The organism is Janthinobacterium sp. LPB2021202312-11-4, from assembly GCF_037049705.1.
Lineage (GTDB): Bacteria > Pseudomonadota > Gammaproteobacteria > Pseudomonadales > Pseudomonadaceae > Aquipseudomonas.
Genome location: NZ_JBAGKV010000025.1, coordinates 79,011 through 97,549, shown reverse-complemented (window position 1 = coordinate 97,549; position 18,539 = coordinate 79,011). Strand labels below are relative to the sequence as shown.

18 protein-coding genes and 2 pseudogenes are annotated in these 18,539 nt (G+C 56.3%); 14 read left to right on the top strand and 6 right to left on the bottom strand.

All coding sequences use genetic code 11. From position 1 onward, the window contains the following. Positions 1-49: 49 nt before the first annotated feature. Entirely contained in the window at positions 50-319 is a 270-nt protein-coding gene (locus V5E99_RS23580; protein WP_499804638.1) for a hypothetical protein, read from the bottom strand. A 438-nt stretch (positions 320-757) separates the two neighbouring features. Here V5E99_RS23580 and V5E99_RS23575 point away from each other — a divergent pair, with 438 nt between their 5' ends. Further along, positions 758-2,038: a serine hydrolase domain-containing protein gene (locus V5E99_RS23575; protein WP_499804639.1), complete on the top strand. Its 1,281-nt coding sequence runs from the start codon at positions 758-760 to the stop codon at positions 2,036-2,038. 83 nt (positions 2,039-2,121) lie between these two features. On the opposite strand, the gene V5E99_RS23570 is transcribed toward V5E99_RS23575, so the two are convergent. After that, positions 2,122-2,841 (bottom strand): hypothetical protein, encoded by a 720-nt coding sequence (locus V5E99_RS23570; protein WP_499804637.1) that lies wholly within the window; start codon positions 2,839-2,841, stop codon positions 2,122-2,124. Between the two features lie 258 nt (positions 2,842-3,099). Here V5E99_RS23570 and V5E99_RS23565 point away from each other — a divergent pair, with 258 nt between their 5' ends. The 4 genes from V5E99_RS23565 (at position 3,100) to V5E99_RS23550 (ending at position 4,841) form a co-directional block, all read left to right on the top strand. After that, a complete protein-coding gene (locus V5E99_RS23565) occupies positions 3,100-3,288 on the top strand; it encodes a hypothetical protein (protein WP_499804636.1) in 189 nt (62 codons plus the stop codon). Positions 3,289-3,663: 375 nt separating this feature from the next. Next, the gene (locus tag V5E99_RS23560) at positions 3,664-3,981 is read left to right on the top strand and encodes a hypothetical protein (RefSeq protein WP_499804635.1); all 318 of its coding nucleotides are present in this window, start codon (positions 3,664-3,666) and stop codon (positions 3,979-3,981) included. A gap of 152 nt (positions 3,982-4,133) precedes the next feature. Further along, positions 4,134-4,550, top strand: a complete 417-nt coding sequence (locus tag V5E99_RS23555) for a hypothetical protein (RefSeq protein ID WP_499804634.1) — start codon at positions 4,134-4,136, stop codon at positions 4,548-4,550. A gap of 129 nt (positions 4,551-4,679) precedes the next feature. After that, a complete protein-coding gene (locus V5E99_RS23550; protein WP_499804633.1) occupies positions 4,680-4,841 on the top strand; it encodes a hypothetical protein in 162 nt (53 codons plus the stop codon). Between the two features lie 311 nt (positions 4,842-5,152). Here V5E99_RS23550 and V5E99_RS23545 read toward each other — a convergent pair whose 3' ends face one another. After that, positions 5,153-5,464 carry a hypothetical protein gene (locus V5E99_RS23545; RefSeq protein WP_499804632.1) on the bottom strand — a complete coding sequence of 104 codons (312 nt, stop codon included), beginning with the start codon at positions 5,462-5,464 and terminating at the stop codon, positions 5,153-5,155. Beyond that, positions 5,461-8,901: an RHS repeat-associated core domain-containing protein gene (locus V5E99_RS23540; RefSeq protein ID WP_499804631.1), complete on the bottom strand. Its 3,441-nt coding sequence runs from the start codon at positions 8,899-8,901 to the stop codon at positions 5,461-5,463. Before V5E99_RS23540 ends, V5E99_RS23545 begins: the two co-directional genes overlap by 4 nt. 5 nt (positions 8,902-8,906) lie before the next feature. On the opposite strand from V5E99_RS23540, the gene V5E99_RS23535 reads away from it, so the two are divergent. The 3 genes from V5E99_RS23535 (at position 8,907) to V5E99_RS23525 (ending at position 12,639) form a co-directional block, all read left to right on the top strand. Further along, the gene (locus tag V5E99_RS23535; protein ID WP_499804630.1) at positions 8,907-9,362 is read left to right on the top strand and encodes a TetR family transcriptional regulator; all 456 of its coding nucleotides are present in this window, start codon (positions 8,907-8,909) and stop codon (positions 9,360-9,362) included. A gap of 364 nt (positions 9,363-9,726) precedes the next feature. Then, positions 9,727-11,349, top strand: coding sequence for a methyl-accepting chemotaxis protein (locus V5E99_RS23530; RefSeq protein WP_499804629.1), 1,623 nt, complete (start codon positions 9,727-9,729; stop codon positions 11,347-11,349). A gap of 369 nt (positions 11,350-11,718) precedes the next feature. After that, positions 11,719-12,639: a hypothetical protein gene (locus V5E99_RS23525; protein ID WP_499804640.1), complete on the top strand. Its 921-nt coding sequence runs from the start codon at positions 11,719-11,721 to the stop codon at positions 12,637-12,639. On the opposite strand, the gene V5E99_RS23520 is transcribed toward V5E99_RS23525, so the two are convergent. Next, entirely contained in the window at positions 12,522-12,980 is a 459-nt protein-coding gene (locus V5E99_RS23520; protein ID WP_499804628.1) for an inositol monophosphatase family protein, read from the bottom strand. The genes V5E99_RS23525 and V5E99_RS23520 overlap by 118 nt on opposite strands. A gap of 314 nt (positions 12,981-13,294) precedes the next feature. On the opposite strand from V5E99_RS23520, the pseudogene V5E99_RS23515 reads away from it, so the two are divergent. From V5E99_RS23515 to V5E99_RS23505, 3 genes and pseudogenes are all read left to right on the top strand, one after another. Beyond that, positions 13,295-13,396 (top strand): annotated as a pseudogene (locus V5E99_RS23515) (transposase); the annotation flags it as partial. 32 nt (positions 13,397-13,428) lie between these two features. Continuing rightward, positions 13,429-14,088: pseudogene (tnpC, locus tag V5E99_RS23510) on the top strand (IS66 family transposase); the annotation flags it as partial. A gap of 142 nt (positions 14,089-14,230) precedes the next feature. Further along, complete coding sequence (locus V5E99_RS23505; protein WP_499804627.1) at positions 14,231-15,331, top strand: alkene reductase; 1,101 nt, start codon at positions 14,231-14,233, stop codon at positions 15,329-15,331. Positions 15,332-15,374: 43 nt separating this feature from the next. On the opposite strand, the gene V5E99_RS23500 is transcribed toward V5E99_RS23505, so the two are convergent. Then, positions 15,375-16,259 carry a LysR family transcriptional regulator gene (locus tag V5E99_RS23500; protein WP_499804626.1) on the bottom strand — a complete coding sequence of 295 codons (885 nt, stop codon included), beginning with the start codon at positions 16,257-16,259 and terminating at the stop codon, positions 15,375-15,377. Positions 16,260-16,357: 98 nt separating this feature from the next. Between V5E99_RS23500 and V5E99_RS23495 the strand changes: the two genes are divergently transcribed. From V5E99_RS23495 to V5E99_RS23485, 3 genes are all read left to right on the top strand, one after another. Beyond that, complete coding sequence (locus tag V5E99_RS23495; RefSeq protein ID WP_499804625.1) at positions 16,358-16,738, top strand: VOC family protein; 381 nt, start codon at positions 16,358-16,360, stop codon at positions 16,736-16,738. A 292-nt stretch (positions 16,739-17,030) separates the two neighbouring features. Then, positions 17,031-17,435 carry a g-type lysozyme inhibitor gene (locus tag V5E99_RS23490; RefSeq protein ID WP_499804624.1) on the top strand — a complete coding sequence of 135 codons (405 nt, stop codon included), beginning with the start codon at positions 17,031-17,033 and terminating at the stop codon, positions 17,433-17,435. A 176-nt stretch (positions 17,436-17,611) separates the two neighbouring features. After that, positions 17,612-18,445 carry a CSS-motif domain-containing protein gene (locus V5E99_RS23485; RefSeq protein ID WP_499804623.1) on the top strand — a complete coding sequence of 278 codons (834 nt, stop codon included), beginning with the start codon at positions 17,612-17,614 and terminating at the stop codon, positions 18,443-18,445. The last annotated feature ends 94 nt before the right edge of the window (positions 18,446-18,539 follow it).

The following is an 18,539-nucleotide window of genomic DNA, read 5'->3' as shown; positions in this document are numbered from 1 at the left end:
CTAAGTGTCTATTTCAAAAATGGGCAACCTAATAGTCGCCCATTTCTTATTATCCCGGCATCTTATCTAATCGCCGTCCAATCACATCCAGCACATCACACCCATCCCGTAGTGGAATAGCACAAAGCAATGCAAAATCGCTGAGGATGACGGAGTCACTGATGATCTCACCGCGCATCGCGAGGTTTTCTAGGACCTGGGTGACGGCTCTGATTCGGTAGCCTGCGGCATCGAGCAGGATGTGTAACGGTTTGGTGGTATCGACGAACAGGGTAGGTTGGTCGTCGGCGTTGCTGGTGAGGGCCATATATTGATTCATGAGTGATGCTCCAGATGTATTAAGGAGAGCCACCACTCATTCGTCGCCAAACGAATAGGTGGCGGCTGTACGCAGGTTGGCGAACCGGGACAAAAGGAAAACCGGCAGACCTGAAGGTCTCCCGCGCACAGCTACCATGGAGCAGCTTATTGCGCGCAGAAGCGCTCCGCAAATTAACCTGGAGGCTTCTGCTCTTTCGTCGTCGGGTCGCCAAACCCGAATCGCCATTTGGGCGACGTTCAAACTATAAGCATCGTTGCCACGCACTGATAGGTCCATACTTCCGAACGATTTGTAGGACTTGGCTCTACTATGGGTACGACGTTTTCAATCCCCCCGAAAAGCCTGGCTTTGAGACGAATCCCGCCTCTTCTGTTATAAGCTGCCAACCCCTCGAACGGATTTGACACCATGCCAATCCATCGTCTAGCGCTGTTGATGTGCTTCATCTCACCACTCGCGACAGCCGCGACCCCCACAACCTTCTCAGATGCCAACGCCAGTGATCCCGCCAAACTTGGCTGGATGGTTGGCTCGCCACCACCGGCCGACCGCACGGTGCGCTTTGAAGACGGCAGCTACTTCCAGTTCCCGGCCATGCGCTGGAGCGTTTCGAACTTTCGTCAATTGATGCCGACGACCAACGTCTCGCGGGGGCTCGGTGCGCCTGTTCCTTTTGAGTCGACGCCGCGTAAAGACATCGATTCGATCAGTTTCACCCCGCTCGGCGCGACAGCCCCGATGACCTGGGATCAATCCCTCGCGGCCACCTATACCGACGGTATCGTGGTGTTGCACAAGGGCAAGATTGTCTACGAGCGTTACTTTGGTGTGCTGAAGCCGGAAGGCCAGCACGCGGCGATGTCCGTCACCAAATCGGTGGTCGGCACGCTGGGGGCGATGCTGGTGGCCCAGGGGCAGATCGACGCGAACAAGCACGTCGCCGATTACGTTCCCGAACTGGCGAACTCTGCGTTTGGCAGCGCCACGGTGCGTCAGGTGCTCGACATGACCACGGGCCTTCAATACAGCGAAGACTACGCGGACCCTAACGCCGAGGTCTGGGCCCACGCCAAGGCCGGCAGCCCGCTGCCCAAGCCAAAGGACTACAAAGGCCCGCGAACTTACTACGAGTTTTTGCAGACGGTTCAACTGCAAGGCGAGCACGGCAGCGCGTTTAGCTACAAAACCGTCAACACCGACGTGCTGGGCTGGATCATCGCCCGGGCCAGTGGCCGCAACGTCGCGCAGTTATTGTCGGAGCGCATCTGGAGCCGCTTGGGCGCCGAGCAGGATGCCTATTTCACCGTGGACTCGATCGGGACGCCCTTCGCCGGCGGCGGCTTGAACACCGGCCTGCGGGACCTGGCGCGGTTCGGCGAGATGTTGCGCAACGACGGCAAGTTCAATGGCCAGCAGATCGTGCCCAAAGCGGTGGTGGACGACATTCGCCATGGCGGTGACAAAACAGATTTCGCCAAGGCCGGTTATGACTTGCTCAAGGGCTGGAGTTACCGCTCGATGTGGTGGGTGACGAACAAGGAGGGCGGGGCGTTTATGGCGCGCGGGGTGCATGGGCAGCGGATTTACGTCGACCCGAAAGCCGAGATGGTGGTAGTGCGATATGCGTCGCATCCGGTGGCCAGCAATTCGGCGAATGATCCCGTTACCTTGCCGGCGTTTGAGGCGTTGGCTGAGTATTTATCCAAGGCGCCGTGAGCAGGTGATGGTGTGTGTGACGGGGACTGCGGTCAAGTTGCGAGCAGGCCCGTCGCGCTAGCGTCCGGGCCTGGTCAGGCCGCTCAGAACGTATGTGGGCCGCGTTCGCCCTTGGTGTAGACCTGATTGAAAAAATAGTTGCTCATCTTCGTGTTTCCCGACTTTTGATAAGTAAACAGTTGGCCGAGGTCGATGGTTTTTTCGAAGTTGTCCTTGTTCAGAACGAAGCCGCCGGTGCCCAGGTACTCCCGGTCTTCTTTCACAAAATCGAAGGAGCTTTTAGCGTATTCGTTGGCCGCGTCTTTCAGGTTGTCGGAGCGGTTCATGTAGTCGGTAAGCTTCGCCAGGTCCTCGGCGCTGACCGAGCCACTGGGCGAGGTTGCTTTCAGATTGCCTTGCGGGTCGACGGTGAAGCCGAAGTCTTGTTCCTCAAGATCCGGATCAATACTTTTCAGGTCGTCCAGAAACTGCGTGTAAACACCTTTGAGGTTGTTATGCGCGGCCAGCAGTCGATCTTGGGCGGCCGGAAAATCTTTGGTGGGCTCTGTGCGGCCGATCCAGGTTTCGATCACTTCCAGAACTGGCCCCGGTGCGGTGGGCCCGGTCGGCGACGGGTTGCTGGGGTGATAGATAACCCCATCCTGGTTCGGATTTGCGTCATGCGCTTTTTTTGCCGCCTCTTTCATCGCCTCGGTGATCGGGGTCGGTGGGGTCGCGGTAAGGGGCTTGTCGGACGGGACCAGCAGGTCTTTAAGCGAGGTCAGTGAAGAAGAAACGGCGGGGGGCGATCCATTGATATTCACGGCTCTTTCCTTGAGATTTTTCGAGTGACTACAGGGCAACGGCTTTGGATGGCAATTCTTGAGGGCGATGGGGCGGTGGTGATCCACGATTTCGTAATCAAATATTTCGGTGGCGATACAAGCCATTCGTCGGGCCTGGGGTGATCTGAATCACAAGTCCAGTAATGACCGGCTAGTCTCAAAAGCCTTGGTGGTCGATATTTTCCAGGCAAAAAAGGGCTTGCCGGTATCGACCCTGCTTTTGAAAGGGGCGAAGAGATGGCTGATCCGTATATCGAAGACGACGGGGCTGAGTTTCCAATCAACAATTGTGTGCAGTGCGGCCAGACTGAATATGTGGCTGGCTTTGGCGAGGATCAGGTCAAGACCGGCAAGATCAAATCAACGACCCCTCGAGGGCCGAAGGCGAAATTCCTGCCCAAAGTGGCAGCGCCTTCCAGGAAATAACCGTGAGCAGAACAGACCCCGCCATTGAGCGGGGTCTTCATTTTTTGACGGGTGGAAACTCGGAAATGACCTACAGATATTTGGTGATTTCCTTTCACAAACTTTTCACAAGGTCCTACGTAGTCTCAGCTCATCCGTTAGAAAGCAGTACTCCAGCCCGTTTCCCCAGCGGGCTTTTTTTTGCCTGTCATAAAACCTTTTCCATAAATGCTGTCCAACCGTCGCCCATAGCGAGGTTGAGCCGGTTTTGCCTGGACTTTGCCTCCTTTAAAGCATTCAATCTCGGCCCTTTCGTTCCCCCCTTTTTTTGAGGTTTTCGTCATGCGTTTAACACTGCCCGCTCTGGTTCTGGGGCTTTTGGTTGCTCAAGGTGCGATGGCTGCTGGTCAAGGTACTGCCGCGCTCGGTGGTGGTCTGGGTGGCGCGCTGGGTAATGTGGTCGGTCAGAAAATGGGTGGCAGCACCGGCGCCGCGATTGGTGCTGGCGTAGCCGGCGCAGCAGGCAGCGCGATTGCCGCTCCGAAGGGTAGCCGTACCAAAGCGGCCATCGGCGGTGGCGTCGGCGCGGCGGGTGGTTCGGTTATCGGCAACAGCCTGGGCGGCAAGACCGGTGCAACCATCGGCGCAGGCCTGGGTGGTGCAGCCGGCGGCGCGGTAGGGACTAACCTGTCCAAAGGCCACAAGCGTCACTGACCCTGGCGGTCAGTTCAAGAAGCCCGGTGATGCCGGGCTTTTTCGTTTCTGAACGAATGCCCCCATTCAGGGCTCCAAACTCATATACCCATGGCGCGTCGCATCGGTGGCGCGTGCTTTTTCCCTGATGTGGAAATTTTGAGGTGCCTATCATGCGATTGACAGTGTTCACGTTGGTTTTCGGGCTTGTTGTTGCTCAAGGTGCGATGGCGGCTGGCGATGGCACGGCGGCGGTCGGCGGTGGCCTGGGTGGCGCACTGGGTAACGTGGTCGGCCAGCAAATGGGCGGCAGCACCGGTGCCGCGATTGGTGCAGGTGTCGGCGGTGCAGCGGGCGGTGCGGTCGGCGCCCGCAAAGGCAATCGCACCGAAGCTGCGGTGGGCGGCGGTATTGGTGCGGCGGGCGGCTCGGTGGTTGGGCATAGTTTGGGCGGCTCCACCGGTTCGACCATCGGCGCAGGCCTGGGTGCGGCGGCGGGTGGCGCGGTCGGTAACAACCTGGGCGGCGACAGCGGCAGTTCCCATTCCGGTGGGGGTCATAAGCACAAACACCACAACAAACATCGCTAACGTCAGATCCCGCGACAGCAGAAACCCGGCCCGGCGCCGGGTTTTTCGTATCAGCGGGTCGGGCTCTGGAACGTTTGGTCGCTGGACGCCTCGAACGTCATACACTCCCTGAAATACATGAGGCGTGCCATGACGTTTGAAACCGAAGATGACGCTGACGAACTCAACGATCCGGGCAATGAAGACCCAGGGTCGCTGATGGACGACGCGACGGTGCCGCTCAATGATTCCGACGACGCGGGGGACGTGGGCAACATCGAATACGAGGAAGAAGATTCGGACGAAGATTGACCCCGGGCTGACCGATCGTCCAGCGAATAGAACACCTCGATAGCCAAAACCTCGAACGATCAGGGCCTGCTCTTCAGGCCCTTCGAGAGGTGCTGTATGAACGTTGATCCGAAAGGCCCTGATGTTGACGAAACGCCGGAGTATCCGCTGCCTTCACCGACGGACTCGGTGAGCCGAGACAAGCTTGCGCAGGATGATCCGGATACTGCTGGGGAGGCTGAGTCGGGCGAGCCGAGTTAAGGAGTGGGGCGGTGACGATTTAACGCCCAACAGCTAGTTGGGCTTTTTAATTTGATTAAATCTGTATCTCTTCAATTTTCCATTGCGCTATTTCTAATACAGCTTTGCGCTGCGGTGATTTCCATCATGAGAGCGTGAACCGACTTGGCTGTTGAAAAAAATAGTGGTGCACCCCAGTCATAATCCTTGATAGCGCTGATGTGAAAAGAGCCGTTGATATCGAATGAGGGATACCAGCCGACATCAAGTAAGTAAGTTTCGGGGTATTCCACTTGCAACAGGTCCTCTTTGAGGGAATCGATCTGGTTGTAAATATCGGTATTTTCCAGTGAGGAAAGATCATCGTAAGTGATTTTTCCCTTGATAAAGGTCAGGTCTATCACTTTGCCAGTCTCCTGAATTCGTTTTCTGAAATCGGGTGCCCATGGATTGTTTTTGCGCTTAATTCAATACGTATCCAACGGCTGGGCTTTCCCTCGCTTGCACCGATTTCACTCTCATATTCCTTCACTTTCCATGGCTTCCCGTTGGTGGCAGGGGTGCCACTTTTATAAGCCTCTCTTTCTAGAGTCTCAATATTTGTGCCGTGTTTATACTTGGCCGGACCTGACTTCGTTGAATTGATTGTCTCCTTCCACGTGAGGTTTTTTTGCGGGCTGTGCTTGTAGCCATGTGGTGTCCAGTCAACATTTTCCGGTAATGGAAGCTTTGGCTCTCCCTCGTTAACTCCAACCCTCCCAGTCGGATCTTCCTCCCCAATCGCCGGCCGCTTACACCCATCCGCACCCGGGCAATCATTTAACCCCAACGGATCAACCCACCCCGTCGGATTGAGCGCATACCGATACCCATTCAACCCGCCCGCCAACTTGATCGGGTCCGGCGTCAGGTACCGGCCAATGTCCGGATCATAGTACCGATGCCGGTTGTAATGCAGTCCCGACTCGGCATCAAAGTACTGCCCTTGAAACCGCAACGGTTGTTCAAGTTGTTCACCGCCGCCATGGGTCAGGCCGGTGACTTTGCCGTAAGCGTTGTACTTCGCCGCCCAGACGATTTCGCCGCCGTAATCTGTCAGTTCCTGCGGGGTGCCGAGGTGGTCGAGTTGGTAGTAGAACGGGCAGGCCTTGCGCGGGCCTTTGCCGTCGAGCATGGCCAGTGGGCGGAAGGTGCCGGGTTCGTAGACGTAGCTGCGGTAATGTTCGCGGCTGCTTTCGGCGACGACCTGGTCGCCTTGCCAGAAGAATTCGGTGGTTTTGCCGTCGACGGTTTTGGCGATGCGGCGACCGAAAGCGTCGTAGCGATATTTCGTACAACGCCCGTCCGGGGTGGTGACGCCGATCAGTCGGTGTTGGCAGTCGTAGCGGTACTCGGTGACGAGTTTTTGCGCGGTGCCGCGTCGCTCGCGGATCAGGTTGCCGAAGGCGTCGTAGTCGTAATGCCGGTCGCCTTGCAGCAGCAGACGATTGCCCGAAACCTTCGCCGCACCCGGCCGGTCCTGCATCAACAGGTTGCCCGCCGGGTCGTGGGCGAAGCTTTCCGGTTGGTGGTCGCGGGAGTGGCGGACGCGGATCAGCCGATTGAGCGCGTCATATTGATAGCTGCGCTGGCCGTGGCGGGTGTCGGCGATGTGGTCGAGATTGCCGTTGGCGCTGTAGGCATAATCGCGCCGATACAGCGATCGTTGCTGTTGGCTGACAGCATGGGCCTTCAAACGCCCCTGATCGTCGTAGGCATATTCGCTGAGCAGCAGGCCTTGTTGGCGTTTTCGCTCACGGCCGAATTCGAATTGGTGGGTGGTCAGTCGCGAACCGTTGAGGTCGATGGCGCTGAGTGCGCCGCCCTTGGCGTGGTGGTAGTCGAGTTTGCTGTTGTCCGGCAGGCGCAGGTGGTTGAGCTGGCCGCAGGCGTCGTAGCCATAACGCAAGGTGCCCCAGCCCTGGTGCTCGGTGATGAGTCGGTCTTGCCGGTCGTATTCGAACTCCAGCGGATGGTCGTGGCCATCCTCGACGCTGACCAAGCGCCCAAGGCTGTCGTAGCGGTAGTGGACCTTGATGCCATCCGGCAAGGTTTTGACCAACAGGCGCCCGGCCGAATCGCGCTCGTAGCGGGTGATCAGTTGCGAGCCGTCAGCACCGAACTCGGTTTTCTCCAGCAGTTGGCCATTCAGGTCGTAGGCATACGCCGTGCGCTGCCCGTCGAAGCCGGTTTCCTGTCGGATCAATCCGTTGGGCGTGTAGTCCAGCCGATAGTGTTCGCCGGATTCGTTTTCGATTTCCGTAAGAAGAAGCTGCGCGTTGTCGTAGCGGTACTTGAGCTGCGTGCCGTCGGGATTGATCCGGCGACTGACCAGGTGCAAATCGTCGGCGTATTCGTAACGCGTAACGCGGCCGAGTTCGTCTTGCTCGGCGGTGATCTGGCCGTAGGCGTTGTAACTGAACGCGCGGGTGGCACCTGTAGGAAGTGTCGTGTGGATCAGTCGGCCAACGGCGTCCCACTGGTAACGGGTAACGGCACCGTGTTCGTCCTGGCGCGTCGTCCTTCGGCCCAGCACGTCGTAGGAAAACTGTCGTTTGCCGCCGTCCGGCAACGTCTCTTCGACCAATTGCCCCAAACGGTTCCAGACGAATACATGCCCACTGTGGTCCGGGTAACGGATCGACAGCACACGCCCCTGGGCATCGTAGAAATAGTGCGTGACCTGCCCATCAGGATCGGTCGCTTCAATGACGTCGCCCTGGGCGTTGCGCTGATACTTCCACACCGCATCGCCGCGACACCGCGCATGCAGGAAACCGTTGCGATACTCGTAGGACGTTGGCTCGTCTTGCGGTGGAATCAGCGCCACCAGGCGTCCGACTTCGTCGTAGCGGTACTCCGTCACCGCGCCGAGCGCGTCCTGCTCGGCAATCAGCCGCCCGTGATCGTCGTAGGCTTTAAGGTGTTCGCCGCCATCGAGTTCGACCTTGCGCACCAGCCGCGCCCGGTCGTCGTGGACATACATTTCTTCACTGCCATCGACGTTTTTAACCACAACGCCGCCCTGGTCATCCCAGATGTACTTCGTGTCCATCTGCGAAAACGACGCCCAATGTCGGATGCATCGCGCAGCCTTGCCGGACCTTTCCCACTCCCAGAAGAAACTCGCCCCACCGGTGAGTTGCCGTTGCAGGATGACGTGCTGGTCGTCGTAGTCGTAGCGCTCGCTTTCGCCAGCGGCATTAGTCACTTCGATCAGGCGATGACGGGCGTCATAGCGGTAGGAAACCAGCGTTTGCTCTGTACGCCAGGTCTCATCGATCTCAGCGTCAGAGTGAAAGGTCTGATACTCGATCGTGACGAGATGCCGGCGCTCGTAACACAACAACAGCGAGCGCCCGACGCCGTTGTCGAGGCGTTGAATGCGATCGTGACGGTCGCGGGTGATGCGCAGCCGGTTGCCATAGGCATCGCTGATTGCCGTCAGTCGCCCGTTACAGAAGTGGTAGCACCTGGGTGTCTCTGCGGCCAGTGAAACGATCAGCTCTTGTGGCTCATCCCCCAGATAAATCGCCGCCCGTGACAGGCTGTTATGGATCGTCGGACGCTCGGCCGATGGCAGCGGAAACGTCGTACGACGGTTTTCATGGTCGACCCAGATGACATGTTCGCCATCGATCTCCAGACGATGCGCCAGAGAATGGCTCCAGCCCCAGCCGAGCCCGCAGTCAAGTTCCACCGCGCTGGTGCGATAAAGCCGAGTGAATTCGAACGATAGTCCAGTTGATCCATACCCCCTTCCAGAGCGCCCTTCGCGCCTAATAGCGGCCGTGGAGGTCATTCAGAATGGGTAGTGACAAGACACGGCGGGATATTGAGCTGGCCATATCACGGATTACTAGGGGGCGACCCAAGACTGTTAATGCGACTCGAAAACTCAGCATCGCATCAGTTGCCGAAGAAGCCGGCATCAGTAATGCGACGATCCACAACCGCTACCCCGATCTGGCTGAGCTGATTCGCCAGAAAACCAACAAAGAATCGCGTGAAAAGCTCGCCCAGAAATCGAAAGCTCTTCAAGGCGCTGATCAGGTGGTCAAAGAGCTGCGCGAGATACTGCTGGAGCGTGATGCCGACCTAAAACGGATTGCTATAGTGAATCTGCGGCTTAGCGCCGAGAAGAAAGTTCTTCAAGAGCAAAACGCACTACTGGCGAAAGAGAATGATCGTTTGGAATCAGTAAATCGCGAGCTGCTGTCTAAGGTCAACAGCCCCAGAGGCGAGGTGAAGAAGATCAAGTGAGACTGCCTCACTGATAATTCATTCATTCTTTCTTGAGGTCTTCCATCAGTGCATCAATGCATCAATGCATCAATGCATCAATGCATCAATGCATCAATGCTCTCGAAGCGTGCGCCGTCTTTTTGAATCTCAGCGGCTTCCGCCAGGGCGCGAGCAGTCTTTTCCGAGGGAGTTAATGGCTTATCATCCGAAATAATTGCAGACCACTCAGAGAGTGCATTTCGATCAAGGTATGCATAGCACACCCAGTCGCAGTCACCGTCCAGCAACTCGCATACGCACTCAGGACCGCCTACTCTTTTTAACCCCCTGCTTTAATGGCTAAGCGTCAGTTTCCTCCCGTCCGTAGAATAGAGACCATTGCATGAGCATTAGACTAAGTACTTCCAGCCGCATTCTACTTGGCTTCAGCATTGCGCCTGTTGCACTGCTGCTGATATCGCTCTATTCCTTGAGCGATCTGGCTACGTTGAAAGACCAGGCCGTGACCATAGTCAAGGAAGACTGGCCTAAGGTCGATCCGATCATGGTCATTGCAACCGGGGTGCGGGATAACGCCAAGGCCACCCGCGACCTGATTATCAACAGCGACAATACCCAGGCTCGTCAATCCATCGAGGAAACCAAGAATCGCATTACGCAGGCGTTGGAGAGCCTCGAACCGTTGCTGTATCTGCCCAAAGGGCAGGCGTTGTTTGCCCGCCTCAGTGAGCATCGACAAGCCTATGTGGCGGCGTTCAGTCAGGTTCTCAAGCTGGTGCAGGAAGGCCAATTGGCGGAGGCGACCCGGTTACTGCAGGCGCGCGTTACCCCTGCAGAACTTGAGGTATACAAGGTCCTAGACGAGCTGATGGCCCTGCAAGAGGAGATATTTACTGGCCGACAGACGCAGTCACAGGAGACTTACGACAGTGCGCGCGCGACTATGCTGGGCGCACTGCTGGCCTGCCTGGCTCTGGTCATAGGAGCAGCCATCATCGTCACCCGCAGTGTTACCCGGCCACTGGGCGGTGAGCCGCTGGAAGCCTCGCAAACCGTGCGACTGATCGCGAAGGGGGACTTGACCGCCGTGGTGCGGCTGCGTCCGGGTGACCAGGGCAGCCTGATGGCCGACATGAAGAACATGCAACAGGGCCTGAGAAACACCATCCAGCACATTTCCAGCTCGGTAGACCAAATAGCGGCTGCGTCCGAGGAGCTCAGTGCCGTGAGTAGCGAAACCACCGCTAACCTGCAGCAGCAGAGTACGGAAATCGAACAGGCCGCTACTGCGGTGAACCAGATGACCGCGGCAGTGGACGAAGTAGCGCGTAACGCGGTCAGCACCTCCGAAGCCTCCAGGCAGTCCGAGCAGACCGCCCAACGCGGGCGCGAACAAGTACTGAAAGCCGTGCAATCCATTACCGCCCTGACCACTGGGGTAACCGACACCCAGCGCGAGATCGAGCAACTGGCAGAGCGGGTGCACGGTATCGGCAAGGTGCTGGATGTAATCCGCGCCATCGCGGACCAAACCAACTTGCTTGCCCTCAACGCCGCCATCGAGGCGGCACGGGCAGGCGAGGCCGGACGGGGTTTTGCAGTAGTCGCCGATGAGGTGCGTGCACTGGCTCATCGCACCCAACAGTCCACGCAGGAAATCGAGCAGATGATCGGCAGCATCCGGGCGGGCACCGACCAATCCGTCAGCGCCATGCAGAGCTGTAATGGACTCGCCAGTGCCACGCTAGAGGTGGCTGAAGCCGCCGGCCAGGCACTCGAAGAGATCACTCGATCGATCTCGGAAATCAACGAGCGCAATCTGCTGATTGCCAGCGCCTCGGAACAGCAGGCGCAGGTGGCGCGCGAGGTGGACCGCAACCTGGTGGGTATTCGCGATCTGTCTGCACAAGTCCTGAACGGCGCCACCCACACCGACGGCGCCGGTCAGGATCTGGCGCGCATGGCCGCCGATCTCAATGAGGCGGTTGCGCGCTTTACACTCTAAGGGCGTAGCAGCTCATGGCGAGCTACTAAACCGATTGCCACCTATGCCTTTCATGCAGCCACAACGCCGTTCCTACTCTAAATCCTTCAAGGCCCAGGTCATTCAAGAGTGCGCCCAGCCCGGGGCCTCGATTGCCAATGTCGCGCTGAACCCTGCCTGTAGTGATCATTGCGACCTGGCCAGCCGCGACAGGCAGAAATCGGCCAGAAGCAGACGATCTGTCTATCTCCCGTTTTTGCTCTTGGAAGTCGGTTTTTTGGGGGGCGATCAACATGGGCGCGTTTCCAAAGGCCGTAACGGCATTTAGCCAGCTCATGAGCATCTGACTGTGCCAGAATCTCCGCTTGCCCCCAACTGCCAAGGAAAGGTATGAGCTTTTTCGACCGTTTGTTCGCGTTCCGACAGAGCGAGGTTCGGACACCCCTTGAGGACTTTCTCACCGAGCTCTTTGCCGAGTGGCTACGCCAAGTGACGCTTGCTGGTCGAGCCGCAGAGGTGCTGACCGACCTCTTCAAGCTGGCACCGGCCCACCTCGGGGAATTGAGTAATCTCAATTCAATTGTCTGGGAAACTCAGCACGTCATCGGCCCAGGCGACCACGGGGCGGAGGGTAAACGCCCGGATCTGATTGGACGATGCTCTAATTTTTTTCTGATCATCGAGAGCAAAATCGCAGCTGGATTTACCCAATACCAAGATGAGCTGGGCCGAGTCGATCAACTGTCCATGTACCAGTCATACCGAAGAAGTCGGAAAGAGACGTTTGGCGGCCTTGTTCTGATTACACACTCCACTTTGCCTCCATCAGACTGGGCCCATCAGACTCTGTACTGGCGCGCTGTTGAAAAGTACTTACGCGCTTTTACGGACCATAGCTCGTCCACCAGTGCATTGAATTACCTCACTAAACAATTGACAAGATTCCTTGGAGGCAACGGTATGAACGGAACCCGTATCGATCTGGCGGATATTACCGCCTACCCCGCCTATCAAAGACTCACGCAAGGGCTGACAGGGCTGGGTAAAGTTGCGGATAACTGCCTTAGAATCGAGTTTCAGGGGACGAGTCTGGAGCAACTTCGAGCTCCTCGTGGGGGGAGTGGTGGAGACTTCATCTGGCCAACTTTTTGTGGCTTGACGCTCACCAATGGCGGCTCCAAATGTCATGACGCTCAACTCATTTTGTGGAGTAACACCCCATTTACTGCATGGCCGTTACGGATCAAATGGGGGGAACCCTCCGCCCAACCGATGCAGTCGGGTTGCCCCTCTACTGTCACGGGGGCGTAAACAATCCCTAGCACAGGGATAGATTCATGCAGTAGTCCTACCGATATAGCGGACCCCTTCAACCCCTTCAAAAAGTCACTTGTGCCATCATTAGGGTCCACGACCCAACACCAAGCATGCCCTGTGAGTACGTGCCCCGTTTCTTCACCCCAAAAATCACAATTAAGTAGGCTGAGAAGCTCAGGTCTCAAAAAATCCTCAATTTCTACATCGATCACTGCCTTGTCACCTTGCCCGCGAGGCCCATTTGGACGATTCCATTCCTCGGAAAGCAAAGCGCCAGCGCGCTCAATAATCTCGGTCACTTGAGCGAGAAGCTTTGAAAGATTTGGGGTAGCCATGTCGCTCCATAAGATTGATAAACCGCTCAAGGAATACCCCAGGCAACTGCGATGCATTCTACGCAGTGGCGCGCGAGCTAAGGTGAGACGTCTGGTGGCATAAAATAGTCTCATCGAACAATTTGTTGCTTGTCATTGGACCAATCGGTCTTATTTTACTTGACCAGTGACATGGGACATGACGATCGGAAGCAATCGGCAAAAGAAGAAATGTAACCGTCCGGCCAACTCACCTTCCTGACACCGACGCCAAAGGCGATGGTGTCCACCTAATTAGGTGGACACCATTTCTAGCCTTTTAAGCGGGTCTTTCCATGCAGCCACAACGCCGATCCTATTCCAAATCCTTCAAGGCCCAGGTAGTCCAAGAGTGCGCTCAGCCCGGCGCGTCGATTGCCAGCGTCGCGCAGCGCCACAGCCTTAACGCGAACCTCGTCCATAAATGGATTCGGGTACAGGCGAGCATGCGCGCAACTTCCTTGGGAAGTGGAACGGCAAGCTGGTATGCGACGATTTCGCTGGCTACAAAGCCGGTTTCGAGAAAGGCATCACCGAAATTGGCTGCATGGCCCACGCCCGTCGCAAGTTTTTCGATCTGCACGTGGCGAACAAAAGCCAGCTGGCTGAACAAGCGCTGTACTCGATTGGCGGCTTGTACGAAGTTGAACGTCAAGCTTGGGACATGAGCGATGAGGATCGTTGGCGAATACGCCAGGAAAAGGCAGCCCCGATCATCAAAACGCTGCATGACTGGATGTTGGCCCAGCGTGATCTGGTGCCCACCGGATCGGCAACAGCCCGAGCCCTGGATTACAGCCTTAAACGCTGGGTAGCGCTGACGCGTTACCTGGACGACGGGGCTGTGCCCATTGACAACAACCAGGTCGAGAACTAGATCCGGCCGTGGGCACTTGGACGCTCAAACTGGTTGTTTGCTGGATCACTGCGCAGCGGTAAGCGCGCGGCGGCGATCATGAGTTTGATCCAGTCGGCGCGGCTCAACGGCCATGATCCTTATGCTTACCTAAAGGATGTGCTGACTCGTCTACCGACACAACGCGCGGGTAAAGTTCATGAACTGTTGCCTCACGTATGGCGGCCTGCTTAATCTGAAGCCAAAGTTGGCCACCTAACTCTTGGATTGTCCGGATCGACCGTAATATGTTTCCCGTTTCTGGCTGATTAACAGAAATCCTCGTCAGGCTATTCTGTGCCGAGAAGATTCACTGACGCTCTACGAGGAGACGCTGATGTCCACATTGTTTACCCCAGGTTCCGTTGGCAAATTGCACACCCCTAACCGTGTGGTCATGGCGCCAATGACGCGTTCGCGCAGCACACAACCTGGCGATGTCCCTAACGCCATGAACGCGGTGTACTACGCACAGCGCGCATCGGCTGCGTTTATCGTTACCGAAGCCACGCAGATCTCCCCGCAGGGCAAGGGCTATTCCTATACCCCTGGCATTTACAGCGAAGAACAGGTCGCCGGCTGGCGCTTGGTGACCGATGCGGTACACGCCGCTGGTGGTCGTATCTTTCTGCAACTGTGGCACGTGGGGCGTATGTCGCATCCGGACTTCCACAATGGGGAGTTACCCGTTGCGCCGTCTGCAATCCCGTTTGAAGGCAGCATCTGGAAAGTAGATCCATCAACGGGTGTGGGGAGCATGGTCAAATGCCCGACGCCGCGTGCACTGAGCCGTGACGAAATACACGATGTCATCAACGACTTCCGCAAAGCTGCGCGTAACGCCATGGCGGCAGGTTTCGATGGCGTGGAGGTGCATGGTGCCAACGGTTACCTGATTGACCAATTCATGCGAACCACCTCTAACGTGCGCACGGATGAATACGGCGGCTCGCGGGAAAACCGCCTGCGTTTTCTTAAAGAGGTCATGGATGCCGTGATCGATGAAGTGGGTGCAGACCGCACTGCGATTCGTGTTGCTCCATTTCTGACCGCGCGCGGCATGGCTTGCCCGGACATTCTGCCGACAATTCTGGAAGCGGCTACGTATTTGCAGGAGAAAGGCATCGCCTACCTACATCTGGTCGAGGCGGACTGGGATGATGCCCCCAAGTTTCCCGAGGAGTTTCGCCAGGCTGTGCGTGAGCGCTTTCGCAACGCAATTGTAGTTGCCGGCAAATATGACCTCGAATTAGCAGACTGGGTGCTGAGTAAAGGCTATGCCGATTTTGTTGCTTTCGGTCGAAAATTTGTTGCCAACCCGGATCTGCCGCTGAGGCTGGAGAAGGGCTACCCATTAGCTGGGCTGGAAGGCGCTGAGTTGTTCGGCGGTACCAAGCGCGGTTACTCCGATTTTCCTGCCTGGTCTCAGCGGGGCTGAAGCATCACGCTCGGCTACTCAGGATAAATCTCCTTGAAGCGGCTCAAGTTGCCAGCTTCGAGGAGATTTCGTCCATCAGCAGTTTCACGCGTCGCGGCAGCGCATGGCCGGACGGGTAAACAATTTGCAAGTCCACACCTTGTAAAGAGTAAGCCTCCAGCACCTCTATCAGTCGACCCGCTTTCAAGTCATCGCGCACATCGATATACGACTTGATGCAAATACCATGACCTGCCAGACACCACTGGCGTACTTGATCGCCGTCATTGGCGATACGTCTACCCGAAACCAAAACCTTGAAAGAGCGACCGTCAGCGCGGAACTGCCATTCACGATGGATGTTGGCGCCGAAGCGCATCAGGATGCATTGCTGCTGGGCTAGTTCAGATGGATGTTGCGGCGTTCCATGAACACTCAGATAGGCTGGTGATGCACACACAACACGCCGCCCCTCGCTGAGTTTTCGAACACGTAGCGTGCTGTCCGACAACGCACCATAGCGAATGGCAAAGTCGATGCCTTGTCCAGCAAGATCCAGAAAACCGTCAGTCAAATTTAGATCCAGGCTGACGTTAGGATTATCTTCGAGAAACTGATCCAGGATGGGCACGATACGATTTCGCCCTAGGTCAACCGGTGCGCTCAGCCTTATGAGACCGGAAATACGCTCTGTCCCCAGTTTGATATTGCTCTCGATGTCTTCAGCGTCTGCAAGCATTCGACGTGCGCCGTCCACCAACATTCTCCCCTCGTCAGTCAGGCTGATCGAGCGGGTGGTGCGGGTCAGCAATGTCGCCCCGTAATGCTTCTCCAACGCCCCAAGCCGTTCCGAAACAGAGGTCGGCGATAGCCCTACCTCTCGGCCGGCCGCCGACAAGCCACCTTTCTCGACGATCAACAAAAACAATTCAAGATTTTCGAGGAGCATTATCCGGATTCCCCTGAATATGATTGCGCTTTTAGCTGGATTCTACGCGAGGTAAATCATCGATATCGTTACTTCATTGACTTAATGAGGAACCTGTCATGGTTATCGATCACGTCACTCTGCGTACCCAAGACCTCAGAGGGACTCGCGATTTCATGATGCGCGTTTTTGATCTGGAGGGTGGCCGTCGTCCCACCGAAATCAGCGGCATCGCAGGCCATTGGTTGTACAGCGATGGCCTGCCTCTAGTTCACATCATTGAGGCTCGTGGCCATGGACTGCTTCGAGCAGCAGAGTTTATTGATCATGTCGGTTTTCGCATGGGGGACTACGACATGTTCAAAGCAAAACTTGAGCACCTTGGGGTTGCCTACAGAACGACTGAGATCCCAAGCCTTAACGAGCGGCGTATTTTTCTACGCACGCCAGGCGGAATTTTGCTCGAAGCTGTGTTCCCTAATTTTACTGAAGAGGCCTGATAGCCAACTTTCGCGTGCCACCTTTTATTCTTGGGGCCTATCGATTTAAAAGCACTCGTACCAATGGGGCCGATTCGCGGTAAGCAATCCGGTCTCCCATTTTGGGCAAAACAATGGTCTGTCATCGAACAATGCGTTGGTGGCGTGGTCACCTATAGCGCATAGGCTAAGATGACAATTCGCTAACGTCAGAGTATTGGCTTTTCCGCACGGTCGCTGACTATTTAATCCATCCTTGATGCCTTTGCTACGCATCCCCCTGCGAAACCTCATAGACCTAAAAGGAATGCTCATGAACAAAGCGATGATTTACGGTATGGCGCTCACACTCACATCATCGGTTTGCTGGGCTGCCGACAAGGTCTCCACCGTACCGGTGAGCTTCGTGAAAGGAACCAATAGTGCCCAAGTTAATGGCACCATCAAAGGCTACGACACTGTCGAATACACGTTGGCAGCGAAGTCGGGACAGCGCATGACTGTGCAGATCACCGGCAACAGCAACGCTAACTTCAATGTGTTCGCGCCAGGAGATCAACCGGGACAGTCCAGCGCATTGGGTAGCGGTGGTGTTGGCTTAGATTGGACTGGAGCACTACCGGCATCGGGCAAGTACAAGGTGCAGGTGTTTCAGATGCGCGCATCCGCCAGGCGGGGTGAGGCTGTGCCATACAAGGTCAGCTTCAGCATTGACTGATCCCTTGGGGAGTGATTGGAAAACAGGATTATCCTCCTCTGGGTTCAATTCTTGACGTCTATGCCTAACGAGGGTTGATCGCCAAACCAGCGGCAGCCAGTCTGATTTTGTCGCGTTAAGATATCGTTCTAAATTTTGAGCACTATTTCCTTTTTTTCATAACCTAGGCGGGGCCAATGCGGTCGTCTGTGATCTGGCAGGGCATTATTGCGAGTGTTCTCGTCACTTGCTTGGCATTGGGCGTCATGGGTGGGGTCGGATGGCTGCTGACGCTCCATAGCACCGAGCGCCAGCTAGAAGACATTGCTGGTTTATTGTCCCAGCGTGCCCAGGCGACACTCCTTCAAGCTTCAACTGCTCTGAAGTCAGTTGCGTCCAGCGACCTGCTGCCTTGCAGTCCGGAGAGCATCGACCAGATGCGTCTGGTAGCGGTCAATACCCTTTCAGTGAAATCAGTCGGCTACGTTCAGGAGGACATTTTCGTATGTGGCTCTTGGGGGATGATCGGAAAAAAAATCGACGCACTGCCTGCGGATTTTACGACTGACGATGGTGTGAAAATATCGATAGGGGTGTCACCCCTGTTGGAGTCTGCCAAGCCACTGATGGCTTTGGAATATGCAGCCTTCAACGTGCTTGTCGATTCGGAGCAATTGTTGGATGTGCTGTTCGATCATCGTGTCAGGCTTGCGATAGCGACGACTAACGGCGATCTCATACGTGCCAACAGCCAAGGAAGCGAAACCATCGTCACGCTGGCGCACATGGGCCAGACCCGAGGTCTTAGGGAGGGCTACCTCTATACATCCATCCGCCAAGGTTCCTGGGTAGCGATTGCAGCGATACCCCGCGCTGAACTGTTGCGTATTCTTCTGTGGCATTCGGCCTACATGTTCCCGCTCGGCGCTTTGCTTGCAGGCTTGGCGGTGCTCGGTATCGTGCGAATATCGAAGCGGCGTCTATCGCCCGTGGCGGCCCTTGAGCGCGCGGTGAAGCGGCATGAGTGTTAATCAGCGTGCAAAACTTTCCAGATTTCCGGGGTAAACAGCGTCCAAAAGTTTCCACCCCGGGGTGTGCAACCATCCGGTCTTTCTGCCGGAGAAT

Excerpts from the sequence above, each read along its gene's own strand:
- V5E99_RS23575 (WP_499804639.1), top strand. The coding sequence starts at position 758 with ATGTGCTTCATCTCACCACTCGCGACAGCCGCGACCCCCACAACCTTC.
- V5E99_RS23565 (WP_499804636.1), top strand. The coding sequence starts at position 3,100 with ATGGCTGATCCGTATATCGAAGACGACGGGGCTGAGTTTCCAATCAAC.
- V5E99_RS23560 (WP_499804635.1), top strand. The coding sequence starts at position 3,664 with ATGGCTGCTGGTCAAGGTACTGCCGCGCTCGGTGGTGGTCTGGGTGGC.
- V5E99_RS23525 (WP_499804640.1), top strand. The coding sequence starts at position 11,719 with ATGAGCTTTTTCGACCGTTTGTTCGCGTTCCGACAGAGCGAGGTTCGG.
- V5E99_RS23485 (WP_499804623.1), top strand. The coding sequence starts at position 17,612 with ATGCGGTCGTCTGTGATCTGGCAGGGCATTATTGCGAGTGTTCTCGTC.
- V5E99_RS23520 (WP_499804628.1), bottom strand. The coding sequence starts at position 12,980 with ATGGCTACCCCAAATCTTTCAAAGCTTCTCGCTCAAGTGACCGAGATT.
- V5E99_RS23490 (WP_499804624.1), top strand. The coding sequence starts at position 17,031 with ATGAACAAAGCGATGATTTACGGTATGGCGCTCACACTCACATCATCG.
- V5E99_RS23535 (WP_499804630.1), top strand. The coding sequence starts at position 8,907 with ATGGGTAGTGACAAGACACGGCGGGATATTGAGCTGGCCATATCACGG.
- V5E99_RS23505 (WP_499804627.1), top strand. The coding sequence starts at position 14,231 with ATGTCCACATTGTTTACCCCAGGTTCCGTTGGCAAATTGCACACCCCT.
- V5E99_RS23540 (WP_499804631.1), bottom strand. The coding sequence starts at position 8,901 with ATGACCTCCACGGCCGCTATTAGGCGCGAAGGGCGCTCTGGAAGGGGG.
- V5E99_RS23500 (WP_499804626.1), bottom strand. The coding sequence starts at position 16,259 with ATGCTCCTCGAAAATCTTGAATTGTTTTTGTTGATCGTCGAGAAAGGT.
- V5E99_RS23555 (WP_499804634.1), top strand. The coding sequence starts at position 4,134 with ATGCGATTGACAGTGTTCACGTTGGTTTTCGGGCTTGTTGTTGCTCAA.
- V5E99_RS23530 (WP_499804629.1), top strand. The coding sequence starts at position 9,727 with ATGAGCATTAGACTAAGTACTTCCAGCCGCATTCTACTTGGCTTCAGC.
- V5E99_RS23550 (WP_499804633.1), top strand. The coding sequence starts at position 4,680 with ATGACGTTTGAAACCGAAGATGACGCTGACGAACTCAACGATCCGGGC.
- V5E99_RS23495 (WP_499804625.1), top strand. The coding sequence starts at position 16,358 with ATGGTTATCGATCACGTCACTCTGCGTACCCAAGACCTCAGAGGGACT.
- V5E99_RS23580 (WP_499804638.1), bottom strand. The coding sequence starts at position 319 with ATGAATCAATATATGGCCCTCACCAGCAACGCCGACGACCAACCTACC.